Source organism: Methylobacterium sp. Leaf465, from assembly GCF_001424705.1.
Taxonomy (GTDB): domain Bacteria; phylum Pseudomonadota; class Alphaproteobacteria; order Rhizobiales; family Beijerinckiaceae; genus Methylobacterium.
Genome location: NZ_LMRA01000001.1, coordinates 524,715 through 545,669, shown reverse-complemented (window position 1 = coordinate 545,669; position 20,955 = coordinate 524,715). Strand labels below are relative to the sequence as shown.

Annotated in this window: 21 protein-coding genes and 1 pseudogene; 13 read left to right on the top strand and 9 right to left on the bottom strand. The window is 69.0% G+C overall.

The window, feature by feature from the left end:
- Window positions 1–477 (top strand): DUF411 domain-containing protein, encoded by a 477-nt coding sequence (locus ASG51_RS02490; RefSeq protein ID WP_056378810.1) that lies wholly within the window; start codon window positions 1–3, stop codon window positions 475–477.
- Window positions 478–514: 37 nt separating this feature from the next.
- Here the strand turns inward: ASG51_RS02490 and ASG51_RS23110 are convergent, their stop codons facing one another.
- The 4 genes from ASG51_RS23110 to ASG51_RS02475 form a co-directional block, all read right to left on the bottom strand.
- Entirely contained in the window at window positions 515–763 is a 249-nt protein-coding gene (locus ASG51_RS23110) for a DUF1289 domain-containing protein (protein WP_082513831.1), read from the bottom strand.
- Window positions 764–830: 67 nt separating this feature from the next.
- Window positions 831–1,040, bottom strand: a complete 210-nt coding sequence (locus tag ASG51_RS24470; protein ID WP_056378808.1) for a hypothetical protein — start codon at window positions 1,038–1,040, stop codon at window positions 831–833.
- Window positions 1,041–1,264: 224 nt separating this feature from the next.
- Window positions 1,265–1,528, bottom strand: coding sequence for a hypothetical protein (locus ASG51_RS02480; RefSeq protein WP_056378805.1), 264 nt, complete (start codon window positions 1,526–1,528; stop codon window positions 1,265–1,267).
- A gap of 528 nt (window positions 1,529–2,056) precedes the next feature.
- Window positions 2,057–2,797 (bottom strand): NYN domain-containing protein, encoded by a 741-nt coding sequence (locus ASG51_RS02475; RefSeq protein WP_056378803.1) that lies wholly within the window; start codon window positions 2,795–2,797, stop codon window positions 2,057–2,059.
- Between the two features lie 370 nt (window positions 2,798–3,167).
- Between ASG51_RS02475 and ASG51_RS02470 the strand changes: the two genes are divergently transcribed.
- The 7 genes from ASG51_RS02470 to ASG51_RS02440 all read left to right on the top strand — a co-directional run bounded on the left by ASG51_RS02470 (window position 3,168) and on the right by ASG51_RS02440 (window position 10,254).
- Complete coding sequence (locus ASG51_RS02470; protein ID WP_056378801.1) at window positions 3,168–3,377, top strand: heavy-metal-associated domain-containing protein; 210 nt, start codon at window positions 3,168–3,170, stop codon at window positions 3,375–3,377.
- 92 nt (window positions 3,378–3,469) lie between these two features.
- Window positions 3,470–3,943, top strand: a complete 474-nt coding sequence (locus ASG51_RS02465; RefSeq protein WP_056378799.1) for a hypothetical protein — start codon at window positions 3,470–3,472, stop codon at window positions 3,941–3,943.
- A gap of 90 nt (window positions 3,944–4,033) precedes the next feature.
- A complete protein-coding gene (locus ASG51_RS02460) occupies window positions 4,034–5,773 on the top strand; it encodes an HlyD family efflux transporter periplasmic adaptor subunit (RefSeq protein WP_056378962.1) in 1,740 nt (579 codons plus the stop codon).
- A 12-nt stretch (window positions 5,774–5,785) separates the two neighbouring features.
- Complete coding sequence (locus ASG51_RS02455; RefSeq protein ID WP_056378797.1) at window positions 5,786–8,932, top strand: efflux RND transporter permease subunit; 3,147 nt, start codon at window positions 5,786–5,788, stop codon at window positions 8,930–8,932.
- Window positions 8,933–8,958: 26 nt separating this feature from the next.
- The gene (locus ASG51_RS02450; protein ID WP_056378795.1) at window positions 8,959–9,324 is read left to right on the top strand and encodes a hypothetical protein; all 366 of its coding nucleotides are present in this window, start codon (window positions 8,959–8,961) and stop codon (window positions 9,322–9,324) included.
- Window positions 9,325–9,482: 158 nt separating this feature from the next.
- On the top strand, window positions 9,483–9,725 hold the full coding sequence (locus ASG51_RS02445) for a hypothetical protein (RefSeq protein ID WP_056355088.1): 243 nt from the start codon (window positions 9,483–9,485) through the stop codon (window positions 9,723–9,725).
- A 97-nt stretch (window positions 9,726–9,822) separates the two neighbouring features.
- A complete protein-coding gene (locus ASG51_RS02440; protein WP_056378793.1) occupies window positions 9,823–10,254 on the top strand; it encodes a DUF305 domain-containing protein in 432 nt (143 codons plus the stop codon).
- Here the strand turns inward: ASG51_RS02440 and cueR are convergent.
- On the bottom strand, window positions 10,190–10,675 hold the full coding sequence (gene cueR, locus ASG51_RS23100; protein WP_082513843.1) for a Cu(I)-responsive transcriptional regulator: 486 nt from the start codon (window positions 10,673–10,675) through the stop codon (window positions 10,190–10,192). The genes ASG51_RS02440 and cueR overlap by 65 nt on opposite strands.
- 206 nt (window positions 10,676–10,881) lie before the next feature.
- Between cueR and ASG51_RS02430 the strand changes: the two genes are divergently transcribed.
- Together ASG51_RS02430 and ASG51_RS02425 are read left to right on the top strand one after the other, a co-directional pair.
- A complete protein-coding gene (locus ASG51_RS02430) occupies window positions 10,882–13,149 on the top strand; it encodes a heavy metal translocating P-type ATPase (protein ID WP_244480040.1) in 2,268 nt (755 codons plus the stop codon).
- A gap of 166 nt (window positions 13,150–13,315) precedes the next feature.
- A pseudogene (locus ASG51_RS02425) lies at window positions 13,316–14,083 on the top strand (cobalamin-binding protein); the annotation flags it as partial.
- Between the two features lie 357 nt (window positions 14,084–14,440).
- Here ASG51_RS02425 and ASG51_RS23815 read toward each other — a convergent pair.
- On the bottom strand, window positions 14,441–14,707 hold the full coding sequence (locus tag ASG51_RS23815) for a hypothetical protein (RefSeq protein ID WP_156389530.1): 267 nt from the start codon (window positions 14,705–14,707) through the stop codon (window positions 14,441–14,443).
- 290 nt (window positions 14,708–14,997) lie between these two features.
- On the opposite strand from ASG51_RS23815, the gene ASG51_RS02415 reads away from it, so the two are divergent.
- The gene (locus ASG51_RS02415) at window positions 14,998–15,336 is read left to right on the top strand and encodes a system killer suppression protein (RefSeq protein ID WP_056378782.1); all 339 of its coding nucleotides are present in this window, start codon (window positions 14,998–15,000) and stop codon (window positions 15,334–15,336) included.
- A gap of 18 nt (window positions 15,337–15,354) precedes the next feature.
- Window positions 15,355–16,449, top strand: coding sequence for a HigA family addiction module antitoxin (locus ASG51_RS02410; protein ID WP_056378780.1), 1,095 nt, complete (start codon window positions 15,355–15,357; stop codon window positions 16,447–16,449).
- A gap of 60 nt (window positions 16,450–16,509) precedes the next feature.
- Here the strand turns inward: ASG51_RS02410 and ASG51_RS02405 are convergent, their stop codons facing one another.
- The 3 genes from ASG51_RS02405 to ASG51_RS02395 form a co-directional block, all read right to left on the bottom strand.
- Window positions 16,510–17,580, bottom strand: a complete 1,071-nt coding sequence (locus tag ASG51_RS02405; RefSeq protein WP_056378960.1) for a murein L,D-transpeptidase family protein — start codon at window positions 17,578–17,580, stop codon at window positions 16,510–16,512.
- Window positions 17,581–17,668: 88 nt separating this feature from the next.
- Complete coding sequence (gene lspA / locus ASG51_RS02400; protein ID WP_347379724.1) at window positions 17,669–18,145, bottom strand: signal peptidase II; 477 nt, start codon at window positions 18,143–18,145, stop codon at window positions 17,669–17,671.
- A gap of 38 nt (window positions 18,146–18,183) precedes the next feature.
- Complete coding sequence (locus ASG51_RS02395) at window positions 18,184–20,364, bottom strand: heavy metal translocating P-type ATPase (RefSeq protein WP_056378776.1); 2,181 nt, start codon at window positions 20,362–20,364, stop codon at window positions 18,184–18,186.
- 99 nt (window positions 20,365–20,463) lie between these two features.
- Between ASG51_RS02395 and ASG51_RS02390 the strand changes: the two genes are divergently transcribed.
- Window positions 20,464–20,865: a helix-turn-helix domain-containing protein gene (locus tag ASG51_RS02390; RefSeq protein ID WP_056378774.1), complete on the top strand. Its 402-nt coding sequence runs from the start codon at window positions 20,464–20,466 to the stop codon at window positions 20,863–20,865.
- Window positions 20,866–20,955 lie beyond the last annotated feature (90 nt).

Genomic DNA, 20,955 nt, shown 5'->3' with positions numbered 1-20,955 from the left:
ATGAACGAGACGACGGGACCAACGCGACGCGCCCTGGTGCTGGGCCTGGCGGCGTCGGTGGCCTTCGGGCGCCACGCCCTGGCACAGGACCTTCCGACCGTGGCCGTGACCAAGGACCCGACCTGCGGCTGCTGCGAGAAGTGGGTCGCCCACCTCCGGGAGAACGGTTTCACGGTGACGGTCACGGAAGGACCGGTGAACCCGCTCAAGGTCCGCCTCGGCGTGCCGCGGGACCTCGCCTCGTGCCACACGGCCCAGGTCGGCGGCTACGTCGTGGAAGGGCATGTCCCGGCCGGGGCGATCAAGCGGCTCCTGGTGGAGAAGCCGGAAGGAACCGGGTTGGCCGTCCCGGGGATGCCCGCCGGCTCGCCTGGCATGGAGGTCGAGGGCATGGAGCCCGACACCTACGACGTCGTCCTTTTCGGGCCGTCCGGGCGAAGCGTCTTCGCACGCTACCGAGGAGGCGCAGTGACCTGAAATCCAAGACGCCGAGGGGCCGCGATAGCCATCGGATTCAGTTTTCCCGATCCACGGGCGTGGCTTCCCCGACCTGCGAAACGCAGCGGGGTAGATCGCGGGCGAGCGCCGTTCGTCTGAAATCGGTCAGCTTCCGCCAGGCGCGGATCTCGGGGATGGTGTGGCCGCATCCAAAGCACCACCCGGTCCTGCTGTCTAATGCGCCGCGGTGCCTACGATGCTTGCGCGAACATCCACCCCCGTCGAACCGAACGAGGTGGCGGGAGCCGACAACGCCGACGAGCACATTTTCTCCGGTCCGTGACCAGGACCAGCCGCCTTCCCACCACTGCTCGGAATAGGAGGTGCCGCCTTCAAGCTCGGCGAGCCATCCTAGAAGTGATGGTGATGCCGCCGATGGTGATGCTGGTTCCCCCAGCCATGGTGGTGGTGAGGACGGAAATGGTGATGGTGGCCCCAGCCGTGGTGGTGGCCACGGCCGTAGTGGCCACCACCATGATGATGGTGATGCCGGCGATGGTGATGATGGTGGTACTGGGCCTGCCGCAGGAGGCCGGGACCATCCTGCATCGCAAGGGCCCCGCCAGGTGCCAGGGGCGCGGCGGAAGTGGTCGTGCCGAAGGTGAGGACCGCAAGAACCGACAGGGCGATCAAGGAAAAGGTGCGCGTCATGGGCTTTCCTCCTCAATGAGGAAGGAGCGGCCCAGGGTATCCCCTTAATCCCGTCCTCGACCCTTGGCCGAGGGCAGTCCGAAACAAAAAGGGGCCCCGAAGGGCCCCTGGACGATCACATGCGGTGGTGGCGATGGCCGTGACCGTGGCGCATCATGTGGCCGCGGTGATGGTGGTGATGGCGCATGCCGTGCCCACGATGGTGGTGATGGCGCATGCCATGGCCGCGGTGGCCGTGGCTGTCATGCATGCGGACGTCGACGATGTTGGTCTGGGCATCGACGGCGCCGACCGTGCCGGGAGCGGCCGAGACGGGGGCGGCGATGCCGATGGCGCCGAGCGCGGCCAGGGCGGCGACGGCGAACAGGGACTTCCTCATGCGGGGCTTCCTCGTTGGTTTTTGGTTGCCCGTACCGACGATCCGCGCTCTTCGTTGATCGCATGGGATGGGTACGGAAGCGTCGAGGAACGGTGGACCTTCCCGGACCGTTCCGAGGCTAGGTCCTCTCCCGGTCCGCATGGATAAGGAAGCCTTGTCCCCTGCCTGCCTGACGGCGGGCCGGACACGGGTCAGGTCACGGCGGTCGGGATCATCGAACTATGCCGAGCTTCCCGAGGCACCCCTCCGTCTTCCCTGCCGTGTCCCGCCCGTAACCGTCTCGGAAGACGGGTTGGGTCAGGTGCCGCGTCCGAGGGTTCGGACGACGCCCATGGGGTTGAGGGTGCAGGCGGCGACCGTCTCGACCTGCAGGGTGGTGGGTCCGATCCCGAAGCAAGGCATCCGCGCCGGGCGACGGAGCCGCCGACCGTCATCCTCGCGGGGTTCGCAAGGTCCGTCGACGACCTCGTCCATCCTCCACCCCATTCCGGCCTTGCCTCCCTGCCGGCCCCCGGAGCGATAGGCGCTTCACCGCCCAGGCGACACGTTAAGCCTCGGCGCCGCTTGCCCGTTCGACTTCGCGGGCGACTTCGGTCGCTCGTCCCACATGACGTAGCCGGGCGGTGGGTCGTACTCGTGCGGGCGCAGGACGGCGGCCTGCCCCTCGACGGAGACCAACCCGGGAAACAGCGCCCGCTCGATGTGGTCCCGGTTGAGCGCGATCTTGTGCGCCGTGTGCGAGAGGATGTGCTGTGAGTGCGTCCGGCCCGGAGGGCTCACGCTGACGAGCCTCTTTCCCGGGAAACGCCTGGCGAAGAGCTGGGCGGTCGCAGCCTGGTCCGTATCTGCGGTCAGCAGGTAGGCGGTATCCATGACGTCGTGGACCGCATCGTCGTAGACGCTCAAGGCCAGGTTGATGTCCGTCGCCTTCTCGGTCGGCTTCTGCCAGGTGGAGCCGCAGTCCCTGCACCTGGCGTCCTCACGGCTGAAGTGTCCGAGGATGGTCTCGACGCCGACCAGTTTCAGGGCCTTGACCAGGCGTTCGTGGCGGACCTTCTTGCTGTGGTCCCCGGGGTAGTAGGCCGTGCAGAACACGACGCGGACGAGCGTCTCGGTCTGGCGCGGCAGGATGGTTTCCCCCAACTTCCAGAAGTTGCACCACTTCAGGAACGGTTCTTCTAAGTCATTGACGGAGTGGTATAAATTGAAACCATCGATATAGAGTGCGGCCCGGATCTTGGATTTTTCGGCTTGACTATCCGACCCCATGCACTCATATCCGATCCGTCAACGCTGAACGGTGCGCCGCCAGCAACCCATGGGCTCCGGCCCGTGTGAAGCCCACAGGTTCCAACCTGTGGGCTTCTTTGTTCCCGATATCTTTCTATGGTTCCTTCGCCTCGCATGGAACCTGTTTTTATCCGGCGGGTGACCGCTCAGGCGGACCAGGTTCCGAGGCTGGAACGGTCATGATAGTCGGTGCCGTCGCCATCCCGCTCCATGCGGCGGGAAGCTCCGGGGTGCCCCCCCCGCTGCAGTCTCGCTTACGGCCCCCTCGGTCCTGACATCGTCCCCCTTGACCTTCCCACCATGGGAAGCCCCATATCGGCGTGACGTCACTCCAAAGAGGGGAACCGTCATGATCCGGCTCAAGGTCACTCGAATGAACTGCGGCGGCTGCGCCAGGTCCGTCACGCGTGCGGTCCTGGGCGTCGACCCGAATGCCACCGTCGACATCGACCTGGGCGGCGGCATCGTCTCCATCGCGTCGGCCTCGGATGCGACGCGGTTCGCCGACGCGGTCCGTTCCGCGGGCTATGGCGCCGAGCCGCTGAGTACCGCGGCTTGAACGAGGGGTAAGTGGAAACAATATCGGCGCTCGGCCATTTGTGTCCCGGGGCGAGTATTCCTCGGCCCATCGAAACGGTGTAAGCAATCCCGATGAGACCCGACCGGCAACTCGTGCGCCTGATGGCGGCGATGATCGTGATGATCATCGCCTACGTCGCGCCGTCTGCCGTCCAGGCTCACGAAGGCCATCATCACGGTGGCCATGACCATGCCGCCATGACGCGGGCGCCCAAGGCGTCCGTCGCGCCGCTGGCGGCCCCCGCACCGCGCGACATCGGTCGGTCGGCGGCTGCCGTCGATGCAACGCCCGTGCTGCTCAAGGCCGCGGTTCCCGCCCGGGTCGCCGTCCTCCAGTCCGAGGACGCGGGTCGGGGTTGCTGCCCCGGTCCCTGCAAGGGCGCATGCTGCGGGACGATGTCCTGCTGCGTTCCTGGCATCGTCTCGGCTCCGATGACAATGCCGACGCTCGCCTTCGGGCATGTCGTCCTGGTCACGCACGACGTCGACGGCCGCTCCGGCCTCGGCCCCGAGGCCCTGCCCAGGCCCCCACGAACTCTCGCGTAACGAACGGCGCGCCAAGGGCGCGCAACGGTCGGATTCCGTCCGCAAGCCGCGGATGTGCGTCCGGTGTTCGAACGCGAGGATGCCTCTTCCATGTCTTTTCGTATTGCCGCCGCCCTTGGCGCGGCGTGGCTGGCCGTCGCTTCGCTGGCGGGTCCCGCACGTGCCCATGAGGGGCACGACCACGGCGCACCGCCCCCGCCCGTCTCGAAGTCCCTCGCCCCGCGCGGCGAGGCCGCGTCGGACGCGTTCGAGCTGACCGCCATCCCACGGGACGGGAAGGTCACGTTCTACCTCGACCGCTTCCGGACCAACGAACCCGTCCGCGGCGCAGTCCTGGAGGTGGAGACGCCCGAGGGGCAGAGGACCGCCACCGAGACCGCCGAGGCGGCCTACGTGCTTCCCGCGCCCTGGCTCGCGCAGGCGGGATCGCACGACCTCCTGGTGACCGTCACCGCCGGGGAGGCGGTCGACGTCCTCACCGTCCCGCTGTCCATCCCGCAGACCCAGGCGCCCGTCGCCGCCCCGGCCGCAGCGCCGGCCGGCACCGCCATGGCCAAGGCGTCCGCCGCCGTCGCCGACCTGAAGGCCCGCCTCGCGGCCAAGGACCCCGTCCTGATGCTGACCGCGGCGGCCGCCTTCCTCCTCGGCATGCTGCTCACCGTGCTCATGCGGGGCCGGCGCAGCCTTCCCGCCGTGGCCGTCATGGCGGTCTTCGTGACCCTGGCGCTCGGGACCGTGGCCTTCGCCCATGGCGACGAGGACCACGGCACCCCGTCCAAGGGCGACCCGGTTCAAGGCGCGGCCCTGCTCGACCCCGCGCAGCCGTCGTCCGACCTTGCCCAGCGCCTGCCCGACGGCTCCGTGTTCGTGCCCAAGCCGACCCAGCGCCTCCTGGTCCTGCGCACCACCATGACGGAGCAGGCGACGTTCCACCGGACGGTCGAACTGCCGGGACGCGTGATCCCGGACCCGAACGCCAGCGGCGTCGTGCAATCCTCGGTCGGCGGCCGGCTCTCGCCGCCGTCCTCAGGCCTGTTCCCGCGCCTCGGGACGACGGTGAGGAAGGGCGACGTGCTGGCCTACGTGACGCCCCCGGTCCAGGCCATCGACGTCTCGGACATGCGCCAGCGCCAGGGCGAGCTCGACCAGCAGATCGACGTCGTCGAGCGCCGCGTGGAGCGCTATCGCAAGCTCGCGACCACCGGCGCCGTCGCCCAGACGCAGCTCGACGACGCCCTCTCCGAGCTGAAGGGCCTGCAGGACCGCCGCACGGCCCTCGACAAGGCACGACAGCAGCCGGAAGCCCTGGTCGCGCCCGTCGACGGCGTGATCGCGCAGGCCTCCGCGGTGGCGGGCCAGATGGCGGCGGCCGGCGCCATGGTGTTCCAGATCGTCGACCCGACCCGTCTCTGGGTCGAGGCCCTGAGCTTCGACGCCCTCACGCCGGCTGGGAACGCCACGGCCCGCTTCGCCGACGGGCGCACCCTATCCCTCGTCTACCAGGGCGCCGGCCTCGCCGACCGCAACCAGGCCATCCCGGTCCAGTTCGCGATCAAGGGCAACACCGCCGGCCTGCGGGTCGGGCAGTTCCTCACGGTGCTCGCCGGCACGGACGCCGAGCAGTCCGGCCTCGCCCTGCCGCGTGCGGCGGTGGTCCGCTCCGGCAACGGGCAGGCCATCGTCTACGAGCACGTCGCCGCCGAGCGCTTCGAGGCCCGCCAGGTCCGGGTCGAGCCCCTCGACGGGACCAACGTGCTCGTCGCCGAGGGGGTGGGCGCGGGCAAGCGCGTCGTCACCGAGGGCGCCGAGCTCCTCGATCAGGTCCGCTGAGGAGGCACGCCCATGTTCAATTTCCTCGTCACGCAGTCACTGCGCAACCGCCTGCTCGTCCTCGCGGTCGCCGCCGTCCTGATCCTGTACGGCGCCTTCACCGCCACCAAGCTGCCGGTGGACGTGTTTCCCGACCTCAACAAGCCCACGGTCACCATCATGACCGAGGCCGAGGGGCTCGCGCCGCCCGAGGTCGAGCAACTCGTCACCTACCCCATCGAGACCCGGATGAACGGCCTGCCCGGCGTCAGCCGGGTGCGCTCGGTCTCCGGCGTCGGGCTCTCCATCGTCTATGTCGAGTTCGACTGGGGCACCGACATCTACCGGAATCGGCAGCAGATCGCCGAGCGCCTGACCCTGGTCCGCGACCAGCTCCCGCCGAACGTCACGCCCCAGATGGGGCCGATCTCGTCCATCATGGGCCAGATCCTGCTGGTGGCGGTGACGGGCGACAACGCCACCCCGATGGAGGTGCGCGAGGCCGCCGACTTCATCCTGCGGCCTCGCCTGCTCACCATCCCGGGCGTCGCCCAGGTCATTCCCATCGGCGGCGAGGTGCGCCAGTTCCGGGTAAGCCCGAACGTGGCGGCCATGCGGGCGCTCGGCGTCACCAACGCCCAGCTTGAGGCGTCCTTGACCCAGTTCGGCACCAATGCGGGCGGCGGCTTCACCGACCAGTACGCCCGCGAGTACCTCATCCGGAACATCGGCCGGACCATGAGCCTCGACGACCTGCGCAGCGTCGTCGTCGCCAACGTCGCGGACGCGCCTGTCTACCTGCGCCAGGTGGCGGAAGTCTCCTTCGCCCCGAGGGTGAAGCGCGGCGACGGCGGCTACATGGGCAAGCCCGGCGTCATCGTCTCCGTCGAGAAGCAGCCCGACGTCGACACGGTCAAGCTGACGCGCGAGATCGAGTCCGCCCTGAAGGAGATCACCGCAACCCTGCCGAACGGCATCAAGGCCGACCAGATCCTGTTCCGTCAGGCGAACTTCATCGAGACATCCATCGCCAACGTCGAGCGCGTGCTCGTCGAGGCCATCGTGGTCGTGGCCATCGTGCTGTTCGCGTTCCTCCTGAACGTGCGCACCACGGCCATCTCGCTGACCGCCATCCCGGTCTCGATCCTGGCGACCGCGGTGGCTTTCCACCTCGCCGGCCTGTCGATTAACACCATGACCCTGGGCGGGCTCGCCATCGCCATCGGCGAGCTCGTCGACGACGCCGTGGTCGACGTCGAGAACATCTTTCGAAGGCTCGGCGAGAACCGGGCGGCCGGCTCGCCGCGCTCGACCTTCGAGGTGGTGGTTGCCGCCTCCTCGGAGGTGCGCTCCGGCATCGTCTACGCGACGATGATCATCGTCCTCGTGTTCGTGCCCCTGTTCGCCCTGTCGGGCATCGAGGGCCGGCTGTTCGCCCCCCTGGGGCAGGCGTACATCATCTCAATCCTGGCGAGCCTGCTGGTGTCGGTGACGCTGACGCCGGTGCTGGCCTACTACCTGCTGCCGGGCCTCAAGAGCCTGGCCGAGCACGACAGCGCCCTGCTGCGATGGTTGAAGCGGGGCAACGCCCGACTGCTCGGGGTCGCCTTCAGGCACCAGCGCCTGCTCGTCGCCATGGTGGCATTGTCCGTCGTGGCCGCCGGCATCGCCGCCTGGAACCTGCCGCGCGCCTTCCTCCCGCCCTTCAACGAGGGCTCGTTCACCGTCAACACGACCTTCAACCCGGGGATCTCGCTTTCCGAGAGCAACCGCGTCGGCCTCATCGCCGAGAAGCTGCTCCTGGACATTCCGGAGGTCGCCTCGGTGGGTCGCCGCACCGGCCGGGCCGAGCTCGACGAGCATGCCGAGGGCGTCCACTCCTCCGAGATCGAGGTCGAGCTCAAGGGCGGCGGCCGGCCGAAGGACGCGGTCGTGGCGGACATCCGGCAGCGCCTGTCCCGGCTGCCGCTCTCGGTGAACGTCGGCCAGCCGATCTCGCACCGCCTCGACCACATGCTGTCCGGCGTCCGGGCCGAGCTTGCCCTGAAGATCTTCGGCGAGGACCTCGATGCGCTTCGCAGCGTGGCCAACGACCTGCGCGACCGCATGGCAAAAATCCCGGGCCTGGCCGACCTGCAGGTGGAGAAGCAGGTCCGCATCCCGCAGCTGGAGATCCGGGTCGACTACACCCGGGCCGCCCTCTACGGGGTCCAGCCCTCGGCCGTGGTCGAGCAGCTCAGCCGGCTGTCCAACGGGCGCGTCGTTTCGACGGTGGCCGATGGCTACAAGCGCTTCGACGTGCTCTTGCGCCTGCCCGAGCGCCAGCGCACGACCCAGGGGCTCAAGGACCTCCTGATCGAGACGCCGTCCGGCTGGGTGCCGGCGCGCCAGGTCGCCGACATCCGCGAGACGGACGGCCCCAACCAGATCCTGCGCGAGAACAGCCGGCGCCGTCTCGTCGTCCAGGCCAACACCAACGGGCAAAGCGACATGGCCACCATCGTGGCGGCCATTCGCGAGCAGGTGGCGGACGCGAAGTTCCCGCCGGGCTTCTTCGCCAGCCTGGAGGGGACCTTCCAGGCGCAGGAGGAGGCGAGCCGGACCATCGCGGCCCTGTCGACCCTGTCCCTCGCCCTGGTCTTCGCCATCCTCTACAGCCGCTACCGCTCGGCCGTGCTGGCGCTGATCATCATGGGCAACGTGCCGCTCGCCCTCATCGGCAGCGTGATCGCGCTGTGGCTGGTGGGCCAGCCGCTCTCGGTGGCGTCGATGATCGGGTTCATCACGCTGACCGGCATCAGCGCCCGCAACGGCATCCTGAAGATCAGCCACTACCTGAACCTGTCGCTGCACGAGGGCATGCCGTTCGGGCGCGACCTCGTGGTGCGCGGCAGCCTGGAGCGCCTGACGCCGGTGCTGATGACCGCCCTGTCGGCCGGCGTCGCCCTGGTGCCGCTGCTCTACGACGCCGCGAACCCGGGCAAGGAGATCCTGCACCCGGTCGCGGTGACCATCTTCGGCGGCCTGATCAGCGCGACCCTGCTCGACACGGTCCTGACGCCCGTCCTGTTCCTGCGGTTCGGCAAGGCCCCGCTGGAGCGCCTGCGCGCCACGCAGGCCGAGACACCCGATGCACCGCGTCCGGACGGCGCCAAGCCGCGTCCGGTCGAGGCGTTCTGAGCCCCCACCCAAAAAGGAGAAACCCGATGATTCCCTGGAGAATGGCCCTGATGGCGGGCGTGCTGCTCGCCCTGCCGGTCCACGCGCACGAGGTGTCCGGCCAGCACGGCGGCCGGGTGACGGACGCCGGCAAGTACCACGTCGAGCTCGTCGCCAAGGGCGAGACCGTCGACGTGTTCGTCTCGGACGGAAGCCAGAAGCCGGTGCCGGCGACCGGCTTCAAGGGCACCGCCATCCTTGTCGTCGGCGGCAAGCCGGCTCGGGTGCCCCTCGAACCGGCCGACGGCAACCGCCTCTCGGGCAAGGCGTCCGTGGTGCTCGGCGATAGCCCGAAGGGCGCCGTCCAGCTCACCGCCCCGGACGGCGCGACGACGAGCGGCAAGTTCAACTGACCAACGGCCCTCCGGCCCCGGACGCGGGCCGGAGGGGACCGACCGATCCCGTGCAGGGATGCAGGAGGACCGCCGAAGGCTGTCCCTCCTGTTCGAGCCACCGGCCGGAAAACGCTTTGCCGGCCTGTCCAACACGACGAACCAAGGAGACCGAAGCCATGAAGACCATGACCGCCGCCGCCCTGCTGATCGCCCTCTCGGCGGCCACCCCGGCCCTCGCCGACGACCAGGGCAATGCCAACGCCGAGCAGCAGACCCAGCCGACGCCGAACCGTGGTGGCACCTCGGGTGGGCCGGCCCACGACGCGCGCCCCGGCGAGACGGGTTCGACGGGGTCGGGTGAACGCATGGACCACGCCCATCCCGATGGATCGGCCTCCAAGCCTTCCCGGAACCGCTGATCGGCCGCGCGGACCGGGAACCCTCATGCGTCCGTCCAGGGCGCAGGGCTCCCACTGCCCCACCACCAAGTTACGTCACGTAGGAATGGAAACGACCATGAAGACCATCGGCACGATTGCACTGGCCGCGCTGCTCGGCCTCGGAACGGCTGGGCCGAGCCTCGCCCAGTCGACCCATTCCCACGGCGGGCACGAGATGCCCGGCGACCCGAAGGCGTCGCATGACGAAGACATGATGAAGATGATCAACGACATGAAGCCGGACCCGAAGGACCCGGCCTCGACCAAGGACTTCAAGGCCGCCGACATGGCGATGATGCACGACATGCACGTGCCCTACACCGGCAACCCGGACGTGGATTTCCGCACCCACATGATCCCGCACCACAAGGGCGCGGTGGCCATGGCCAAGGTGGCCCTGAAGCACGCCAAGGACCCCGAGACCAAGGCGATGGCCCAGAAGATCATCGACGACCAGGAGAAGGAGATCGGCGAGATGGAAGCCTGGTTGAAGAAGAACGCGAAATAGGCCGTTCACCCGAGGGGCTGGAGGCCGGCACGGATCTGGCCTCCAGCCCCTCGATGATCGGGCAGTGGGGTCGTCCGTCCCCGTCGCAGGCGTCGGCCAGACCACGAAGGACGTCCGCCATCTCCTGAAGGTGGCGGGCCTTCTCTTCGAGTTCCTCGATGTGGGTCAAAGCGAGGGCCTTCACCTCGGCGCTGCTGCGTGTGGGATCGCCCCACAATCCCAGAAGGACCCGGATGCGTTCCAACGGGAAGCCGAGGTCCCGAGCCCGGCGGACGAAGCTGAGCCGGTGCACGTCCTCCGGGTCGTAGTCGCGGTAGCCGCTGTCCCGGCGGTCGGCCTGGGGCACCAAGCCGATGCTCTCGTAATGGCGGATCATCTTGGCTGAGACCCCCGATGCGTCCGCCGCCTGCCCGATGTTCATGACGATCCCCATGATTGACCTTCCCATGATGGGAAGGCGCGCACCGATAGGCAACATCGACGAACGGGAACAGGATCATGATCCACGGCACCGCAGCGAACGACCATGCAGACCCCCACGGTGCCCATGCCGGGCATGACCACGCGCATGGCCATCAGGTGGAGCCGCCCGCCGGCGCGGGGACAGTCAAGGATCCCGTCTGTGGGATGACGGTCGACCCTCACAGGGCGAAGCATCGGGCCGAGCATGCCGGGCACCCGTACTACTTCTGTTCGACAGGCTGCCGAACGAAGTTCGAGGCCGATCCGGTCCGGTACATCGACCCGGCCCAAGCCGCCGCGAAGTCCGATCCCGTGCCCGAAGGCACGATCTACACCTGCCCGATGCATCCGGAGGTGCGCCAGGTCGGCCCCGGCGCCTGCCCGATCTGCGGCATGGGGTTGGAGCCGGCCATGGTCGGCGCGGACGCTGGCCCGAGCGAGGAGCTCGTCGACATGACGCGCCGGTTCCGGGTCGGGCTCGTCCTGACGCTTCCGGTCTTCGTGCTGGAGATGGGCGGCCATCTTTTCGGACTGACCGAGCGGCTCGGCCAGCAGGCCTCGAACTGGATGCAGTTCGCGCTCGCGACGCCGGTCGTGCTCTGGGCCGGCTGGCCCTTCTTCGTGCGGGCCCTGCACTCCGTGCGCTCGCGCAACCTCAACATGTTCACCCTCGTCGCCCTCGGGACCGGGGTGGCCTGGGCTTACAGCGTCGTCGCCACCGTCGCTCCCGGCCTGTTCCCCGAGGCGCTGCGCGGTCACGGCGGGGCGGTGCCGGCCTACTTCGAGGCGGCGGCCGTCATCACCGTGCTGGTGCTCCTCGGCCAGGTCCTGGAACTGCGGGCGCGCGAGAGCACCGGCGGCGCCCTCAGGGCGCTCCTCGACCTGGCGCCGAAGACCGCCCGGCGCCTTCATCCGGACGGTACCGACGACGAGGTTCGCCTGGAGGACATCCGCGTCGGCGACCGCCTGCGGGTGCGCCCGGGCGAGAAGGTACCGGTCGACGGAACCGTGAGCGAGGGTCGAAGCTCGGTCGACGAGAGCCTCGTGACCGGGGAGGCGATGCCGGTCACGAAGGAGGCCGGCGCCGCTGTCATCGGCGGCAGCCTCAACCAGTCCGGCTCGCTCGTCGTCGAGGCGACCAAGGTCGGAAGGGACACCATGCTGGCCCGCATCGTCCAGATGGTGGCCGAGGCGCAGCGCAGCCGGGCCCCCATCCAGCGCCTCGCGGACCGGGTGGCGGGCTGGTTCGTGCCCGCCGTCATCGGCGTGGCGCTGCTGGCCTTCGTCGCCTGGATGGCGTTCGGCCCCGAGCCGCGCTTCACCTTCGCCCTCCTGGCCGCCGTGGCCGTCCTCATCATCGCCTGCCCCTGCGCGCTCGGGCTCGCCACCCCGATGTCCATCATGGTCGGCGTCGGCCGGGGCGCCGGGGCCGGGGTGCTCGTGAAGAACGCCGAGGCGCTGGAGCGGATGGAGCGGGTCACCACCCTCGTGGTCGACAAGACCGGCACCTTGACCGAGGGCAAGCCCACGGTCACCCGGATCGTGCCCGCGGCGGGATTCGACGAGGCGGAGGTCCTGCGGCTTTCGGCTAGCGTGGAGCGCGCAAGCGAACACCCCTTGGCGGTCGCGGTCGTGGCGGCCGCCGAGAAGCGGGGGCTGGCCCTCGCCCCGGTCACCGACTTCGACAGCCCGACCGGCAAGGGCGCGCTTGGCACCATCGAGGGGCGGCGTGTGGCGCTCGGCAACGCGACCTTCCTGCGCGAGCAGGGCGTGGACGTCTCCGCCTACGCGACGGAGGCCGACGACCAGAGGCGGGACGGGGCGACGGCGATCTTCGCCGGCGTCGACGGACGCATCGCCGGCGTCCTCGCCATCGCCGATCCGGTCAAGGCGACGACCGCGGAAGCCCTGGCCGCGCTCCGGGCCGAGGGCATCCGTGTCGTCATGCTCACGGGCGACAACCGGACCACCGCCGAGGCGGTGGCGCGCCGGCTCGGCATCGAGGAGGTCGAGGCGGAGGTGCTGCCCGACCAAAAGGCCGCCGTGGTCGCGCGGCACAAGGCGGCGGGTCAGGTGGTGGCGATGGCGGGCGATGGCGTAAACGATGCCCCGGCGCTTGCCGCGGCGGACGTCGGCATCGCCATGGGGACCGGGACCGACGTGGCCATCGAGAGTGCCGGGCTCACGCTGCTCAAGGGCGACCTCATGGGCATCGTGCGGGCACGGCGCCTGTCGCGGGCGGTGATGGGCAACATCCGCCAGAACCTGTTCTTCGCCTTCATCTACAACGCCGCGGGCGTACCGGTGGCGGCCGGAGTGCTCTACCCGTTCCTCGGCATCCTGTTGTCGCCGGTCATCGCGGCCGCGGCGATGGCGCTCTCCTCGGTCAGCGTCATCGGGAACGCCCTGCGGCTGCGTGCTGTGCGGCTGTAGGGATTCTCGTGGCGGTGGATTGCCGCGAAAGGTAAGGGACACCGAAGTGAGGCTGAGGATCATCGAGCGGCCCAAGACTCCGTGGGAGCGCCGGACCGATGCCTGACCGTCGTGGCCCAGTGGGGGATTGGTTCTCGGGTAAGTCCCAAGGAGGCTATGCACTGTCATGCGCCGCTTCCCTCCCGCCCGCATCGTCTGCCTGACCGAGGAAACGGTCGAGACCCTGTACCTGCTCGGCGAGCAGGACCGCATCGTCGGCGTATCCGGCTATGCCGTCCGGCCGCCGCAGGTCCGCCGCGAGAAGCCGCGGGTCTCGGCCTTCGCCAGCGCGGATATCCCGAAGGTTCTCGCCCTCGACCCCGACCTGGTTCTGACTTTCTCCGACTTGCAGGCCGGCATCGTCGCCGATTTGGTTCGGGCTGGCGTCGCCGTGCATGCCTTCAATCATCGCGACGTCGCTGGCATCCTCGCCATGATCCGCACCGTCGGGGCGCTCGTCGACGCCCGCGACAAGGCGGAGGCGTTGGTCCACGGCTACGAGGCCAGACTCGCGAGCGTGGCGGAGCAGGCCAGGGAACGGCCGCGTCCCCGGGTGTACTTCGAGGAATGGGACGAGCCACTCATCTCCGGCATCGGCTGGGTCTCCGAGCTCGTGGGCATCGCCGGCGGCGACGACGTGTTCCCGGACCTTGCCCGACAGGCGGCCGCCAAGGACCGCATCGTGACGGCCGAGGCGGTGCTGGCGGCCTCGCCCGAGGTCATCCTGGCGTCCTGGTGCGGGAAGAAGGTCGTGCCCTCCCGCATCGCCGGGCGCCCGGGCTGGTCGGCCATCCCCGCCGTTGCGCAGGGGCGCATCATCGAGATCAAGTCGCCCCTGATCCTGCAGCCCGGACCGGCGGCGCTGACGGACGGCCTGGACGCGATCCTGCAGGCACTGGACCACCCGCTCCTGGATGTCAGCCCTTCGCCGCCGTCACCGGGCGCAGGGCTTGCCGCCGCCACGCCCTGGCGTCTCACCGACGGGCACCGCGCGCAGCTTCTCAAGGTCCCGGACGAAGGCTGGATCGAGGCCACTCGCCTGGATGCGCGCTCGCTGGAGGTGCTGGTCCGGCGGGGGTGGATACGAAGGGTGCATTCGGACCCGCTTGGACGCACGCGCCACGACGGCTACCGGAGGACGGAAGTGGCGAGGGTCGCGTTGAACGGTACGACGAGGCCCTCCTGAAAGGCGCCCAACCTTCAAGCTGAGGGGCGTCGGAAACGAGGAGGGGCCCCGAAGGACCCCTCGCGGTCACATGCGGTGGTGGCGATGGCCGTGGCCGTGACGCATCATGTGCCCACGGTGATGATGGTGGCGCATCATGTGACCGCGCATGTGACGGTGGCCCCGCATTCCGTGACGGCCGCGCTGACCCTGCGTGTCGTCCATGCGGACGTCGACGATATTGGTGGAGGCATCGACGGCCCCGACCAGGCCGGGGGCGGCCGCTGCCGGTGCGGCAATGCCGAGGGCGCCGAGCGCGGCCAGGGCTGCGACGGCGAATAGTGACTTCCTCATGGGTGCTTCCTCGTTGATTGTCGTTGGCCCGTTCCGGCACCGTTCCGATGCCGGGATCGGGTTGGTCTCGGGGAGCGACGAAGAACGGCCCCCCTCTAAGGAGGGTTCCGTGAGTGCGCAGCCTGCCCCTCGCCGTGGATAACGAAGGCTTGTCCCGCAGACGTACTCGCATGGGGCGTCCAATGGCAGGGCGCCAACGTCGACGGAAGGATTCGCCACACGTCTGCGACCGTGTTACCTATTGGGTAACGGAGTGCGGAGCATTAACTTGCGGGTAACGGATTGGTGCGATGCAGATCCGTTTCCGGGTTAAGCGGCTGAACAAGGACCTGTCGGACCCGAGGCAGATGGCCAAGGCCTACGGGGACAGGGCGAAACAGATACGGAGGCGGCTGGACATCCTCGGGCAGGCGGCCTGCCTCGCGGACGTCCCGACGGGGCCCCCCGACCACCGGCATCAACTCGGCGGTAACCGGAACGGCCAACTCTCGGTCACGATCAAGGACAACTGGCGTATCGTCTTCGTGCCCGACCACGACCCGGTGCCATGCCGGCCTGACGGCGGGCTCGACACCGGGCAGGTCACGGCGGTCGAGATCATCGAAATCGTCGACTACCACGGCAACTGAACGGCGGAGACCACGGGGATGACGACGCAGGAAGCCTGGACCCCGCAGTGGGCGACCCATCCCGGCGAACACCTCGATGAGTACATCCAGGAGCGCGGCTGGTCCCAGGCGGAGTTCGCCCGCATCGCCGACATGACGCCCAAGCTCGTGAGCACGATCATCAACGGCTCGAACCCGGTCACCCCCGAGACCGCGCTCAAGCTGGAGCATGTGCTCGGCCTCAAGGCCTACATCTGGACCGGCCTCCAGGCGAACTGGGACCTGTTCCAGGCCCGTCAAAGAGAGCAGGAGGCGGCTGGGCGAGAGGCCGAGTGGCTGAAGGGGTTCCCCGTCCGGGAGCTGAAGACCTGCGGACGCCTTCCCCAGACCAGTGACCCCGGGAGGATCATGGACGGGTTGCTCGGCCTCCTCGGGATCGGGAGCCCTCATGCCTATGAGGCGAAGCTTGGGTCACTGGCCGTGCACCACCGCAAGGCGCGGACGGGCACGAGCTCGCCGCACCACATGCTTTGTTGGCTGATGCTGGGCGAGGAGCAGGCGCGCCGGCTCAGCCTGCCGGCCTACGATCCCCGGCGGTTCGTGCAGGGATGCGCCGAGATCCGTTCGCTCACCGTGCACCGCGCCGAGACCTTCGAGCCGCGCCTCAGGGAGATCTGCCACGCGTCCGGCGTCGCGCTGGTGTTCCAGAAGCCCCTGAGCAAAACGTGTGTCTTCGGCTCGGCGCGGTGGCTGAACGACGAGCGTCCCCTGATCCAGATGTCGCTTCGCATGAAGACCAACGACCATTTCTGGTGGACCTTCTTCCACGAGGCGGCGCACATCACCCTGCATCGCGGGAAGAACTTCGTCGATGACCACAACGGCGAGGGCGACGACGTCGAGGCCGAGGCGGATGCCTGGGCCGAGGAGATGCTGGTCGGACGCGAGCGGATCGCCGCCTTCGCCACCACGTGCCCCAGGGCCAAGCAGGAGGTCGTGGCATTCGCCGACGAGGTCGGGCTTCATCCGGGCATCGTGCTCGGGATGCTGCAGCATCGTCGCGTCGTTCCCTTCAGCCACATGAACGACCTCAAGGCGCGCCTGGGATGGGCGGACGAGGTCGCCGCGGCCTGACGAACGCGGGGCATCAGCGAGGCCCCTCGGTCATTTCGTCGCCTGTCCCCGACCGTTGCATCACTTCCGCCCGTCCCCAGCTGCGGCGAAAGTCTCAAGTAGGCGCCGACGTTCCGCCTCCGTCACGCCGGTCCCCGGAAGCTTGGGTGCCGCCGTGCTCCGCACTGGCTCACGCTTTCCGACGGTGGCGCCCGGCCTCTGAGCGGGCATCGCGACTTCGCGCGGCCCTGCCGCCAGGGCTTCGGGGCGGCTCACCTCGCCAAGACCGTATCCGGCCGCCGTCATGGTCTCGCGGAATGCCCGGTGCTGACCGCCGTCCTCGTACACCAGGCGGACGGCCGGCGTTCCGTTCGCCACCAGGGCAGTGACCTGCCGCTCGTCGTCCGCCTGCTTCCGTGCGACCGCGTCGGCGGTGGGGCCGTCGCCGCTCGCATCGAAGACGTAGCGCCCGCCCGATACCTCGACGACCGGTTCGGCCTTCGTGACCTCGAACCGGTCGGCGCCTTCCTTGATGTTCTTCCAGAAGGCCATGTTCGGGTCCGCCCGATGTCGGGCCAGGTTCTCCGGGGTCATGCGGAACGGGTAAGACTGGAACTGGACGGCACGCTGCCCGCCGGCGAACGCCTCGCGAACCACGGCATAGAGCTCCGAGATCGCCTCGTCCGTCATCGCGAAGCAGCCCTGGGACGAGCAGGAGCCGTGGACCATCAGATGCGTACCGGTGCGTCCCAGGGAGCGGTCGTACGCGTTCGGGTAGCCGAGGTTAAACGAGAGGTAGAGGCTGGAATTCGGGTTCATGGACTCCGGCGTGATCGCGTAGAAGCCCTCGGGGGCCTGGCGGTCGCCCTCCCGGGTCTTGGGTCCGAGCTGGCCGGACCAACGGCACATCGGATACGTCTTCAGCAAGGCGTACCTGCCGTCCGCTCGGCGCTTCCAGAGCTCGATCTCGGACTCCTTCTTGTAGGCCCGCATCAGGATCGGGTCGGCGGGAGACGCTCCCTCGGCCGACATCAAGGCCAGGGTCGCCGGCGGGATGGGCGCGAGGTGACGTGTCGAGCCTGCGTACCGTCCGTCCTGGCAGGCGGACAGCGCCAGCAGGAGAGCCAACCCAAGCGTGATCTTTCTCAGCATGTCGGCCTCGACGGTATCGGTGTCTGAGCCTGGGCCCGGAAGGGGCATGACCGGTTGCCGTGGCCACGGTTCGGCGGGATCGAGGCCATCATGAGGTCAATCCCCCGGCATCTGAATGCCGCTGGCGCGCTCGGAAGCCGTCGACGAGCAGCAGGACGACGCCCAGGGAGATCCACGCATCCGCTAGGTTGAAGGTGAACCAGCGCATGCCGCCCGTGTGCAGGTCGAGGTAGTCGGTGACGGCCCCGTCCACGAACCGGTCGATGAGATTTCCCGCGGCGCCGCCGGCCATCGAGGCGAGCCCGAGGCGTTCGAGCCCGCTTCCTGCCGCCACCGCCCAGACGGCAATGAGGCAGGTGAGCGTGCCCTGGATGCCGAGGAGAAGGGTCAAGGACGATGGATCGCGTGCCGGGAATAGGCTGAAGCTGATGCCGTGGTTGAACGACAAGGTCAGGTCGACGAAGGGCAGGAAGCCCTGGACACTACCCTCGTCGAGCCAGGCCTCGGCGGCCGCCTTAGCAACGAGGTCGATGACCGCGGCGATCACCAGGACCGCTCCTACCATCGCGCCCCTGCGGGCCCGTCCGTGCGGTCGGGACCCCATCATGCCCTCAGGAGGCGGAGCGCGTTGGCCGTCACCAGGACGGTCGCGCCGGTATCCGCCAGGATGGCCGGCCAAAGCCCAGTGACGCCCGCAAGCGTGGTCACAAGGAACACCGCCTTCAGACCGAGCGAAATGGCCACGTTCTGGTGAATGTTGCCTAGCGTCGCCCGGGAGAGAGCCACGAGCGCCGCCACGTCGGCCACCCGGTCGTTGAGGACAGCGGCATCGGCCGTCTCCAGCGCCGCGTCGGTGCCGCCGCCCATGGCGATGCCGACGTTGGCTGCGGCAAGCGCGGGGGCGTCGTTGATGCCGTCGCCGACCATGGCGACGGTACCCATCTCCTTTAAAGCCCCCACCTCCGCAAGCTTGTCCGCGGGCAGGAGATCGGCCCGGACGGAAAGCCCGAGGCCCCTGGCGATGGCTTCGCCGGTGCGGCGGTTGTCGCCCGTCAGCATCACGCACTCAACGCCGAGGCGGCGCAGGGACGCGATGCCGACGGCCGCGTCCTGACGAGGCTCGTCGCGGACCGCGATGGCGCCGAGGGCCTCGCCGTCCTGGACCACGATGACGGCGGTCTTGCCCGCCTCCTCCAGGGCCTGCACCGTCGCTTCCACTTCCGGCGAGAGACTGGCCAGCGTCGCGGCGTGGCGTGGGGATGCCACCGCGATTGTGCGTCCGGCGACAGTTGCCTGGACCGCCTTGCCGGGTACCGCGCGAGCGTCGCGGACGGGCCGAAGGGGGATGCCGTCCGCCTCCGCGCGTTCGAGGAGCGCACGGGCGATGGGGTGGCTCGAACCCGCCTCGACCGCCGCCGCCAGCCCGAGCAGGGAGCGATCCGTCATGCCCGTGACGAACGGCAACACGTCCGTAACGAACGGACGCCCGACCGTCAGCGTCCCGGTCTTGTCGAAGGCGACTGTGCGCACCCGTCCGATGGTCTCCAAGGCCGCGCCGCCCTTCACCAGGAGTCCGCGGCGCGCACCGGCGGCCAGCCCCGAGGCGATGGCGGCGGGGGTCGAGAGTACCAGGGCGCAGGGGCAGGCGATGAGAAGCAGCGCCAGCCCGCGATAGATCCAGGTGCCCCAGTCGGCTCCAAGCAGCAGCGGCGGACCGAGCGCCGCCAGGGCGGCGATGGCAAAGGCGACCGGGGTGTATACGGCGCTGAAGCGGTCGATGAACCGGGCGGTTGGCGACTTCGACGCCTGCGCCTCCTCGACCATGTGGAGGATGCGGGCGACGGTGTTGTCGGACGGCATCCGGGTGACCCTGACCTGCAGGGCACCGTCCGCGTTGACACTGCCGGCGTAGACCGCGTCGCCGACCTCCTTCGGCCGGGGCACGGATTCACCCGTGATGGGGGACTCGTCGAGGCTCGATGAGCCGTCCGTGACCTCGCCGTCGGCGGGGACCCGGTCGCCGGGCCGGACCAGCACGGTCTGGCCGATCAGCAAGGCGGCGGCCGGTACCTCGCGCACGACGCCGTCCTCCTCGATGAGGCGCGCCGTCTTCGGCACCAGTCCAACCAGCGCCTTGATGCCGGCCCGGGACCGGCCAGCCGCGAAGCCTTCGAGCATCTCGCCGACGGTGAAGAGGAGGACCACGACAGCGGCTTCCTCCGCGGCATGGATGGCCAGAGCCCCGACGGTCGCGACCGACATCAGCATCTCGATGGAGAAGGGCGATCCGTTGCGCGCCGCGGCGATGGCCCGACGTCCGTAGAAGGCAAGTCCGAAAAGCGCACCGGGCCAGTAGGCGTACTCTCCGACCAGGCTCGGTTGGACCCGGTCGAGAATGAAGCCCAGGGCGAACAAGGCGGCGATGGACAGTGCCAGGAGGCCCTTGCGGCTGCGCCAGACCGAAGGCTCCGCCTCCTCGTCCTCGATGGCGGTGACCTCGGTCCCCGTGGCGTGCGCGCGTGCGAGGTCGGATGCCGTAGGCAGGGTGGCAACGCCGTAGCCGAGCCCTGTGATCCGCTCTTCCAGGATACCCCGGGGCGTGGCGCCCTCGTCGAGGGTGAGATCGAGGACCTGCGCCGTGTAGTTCACCCGCACGTCACCGACGCCGGGCAGGCGCGTCACGGCCGTCTCGATCTTGGACGCGCAGCTTGGGCAATCCATGCCCTTCACGCGGTAGCGCAGGGCGGCTGTGGGGATATCCTCGATGGTTCCTGTCCCAGGCATGGCACGCTCCGTTGGCCCGGGCGTCGCGCCAGGCGGTGGGACGCCCTATATGCACCCTGTAGCAACTACAGGGTCAAGGCCGTGGCGAACGCATCCCCCATGACCATCGGCGACCTCGCTGCGGCGACCGATACAAGCGTCGAGACGGTTCGCTGGTACGAGAAGGTCAAGCTCCTGCCGGCCCCAGCCCGGTCGGCGGGCAACTACCGTCTTTACGGTCGTGAGCACCTACGCCGCCTGAGCTTCATCCGGCGTGGGCGGGATCTGGGCTTCACGGTCGATCAGATCCGGGAGCTGCTAGCCCTTGCCGATGACAGAGACCGATCCTGCGCCGAGGTCGACACCATCGCCCGATCTCATCTCGCCCAGGTCGAGCGCAAGCTCTCCGACCTGACCCGGCTCGCCCAGGAACTGCGCGACGTCATCGGTCAGTGCGGGTGTGGCTCGGTCGCCGACTGTCGCATCATCGAAGCCTTGTCCCCCCATGGCGAGCCGTCCTGAGGATGGGTCGGCGCCATCGGCATCAGGTGGAAGTGCGTCTTCCCGCCGATGTTGCAGAGGCAGTAGAGCAGATAGACGCAGGCCGGGATT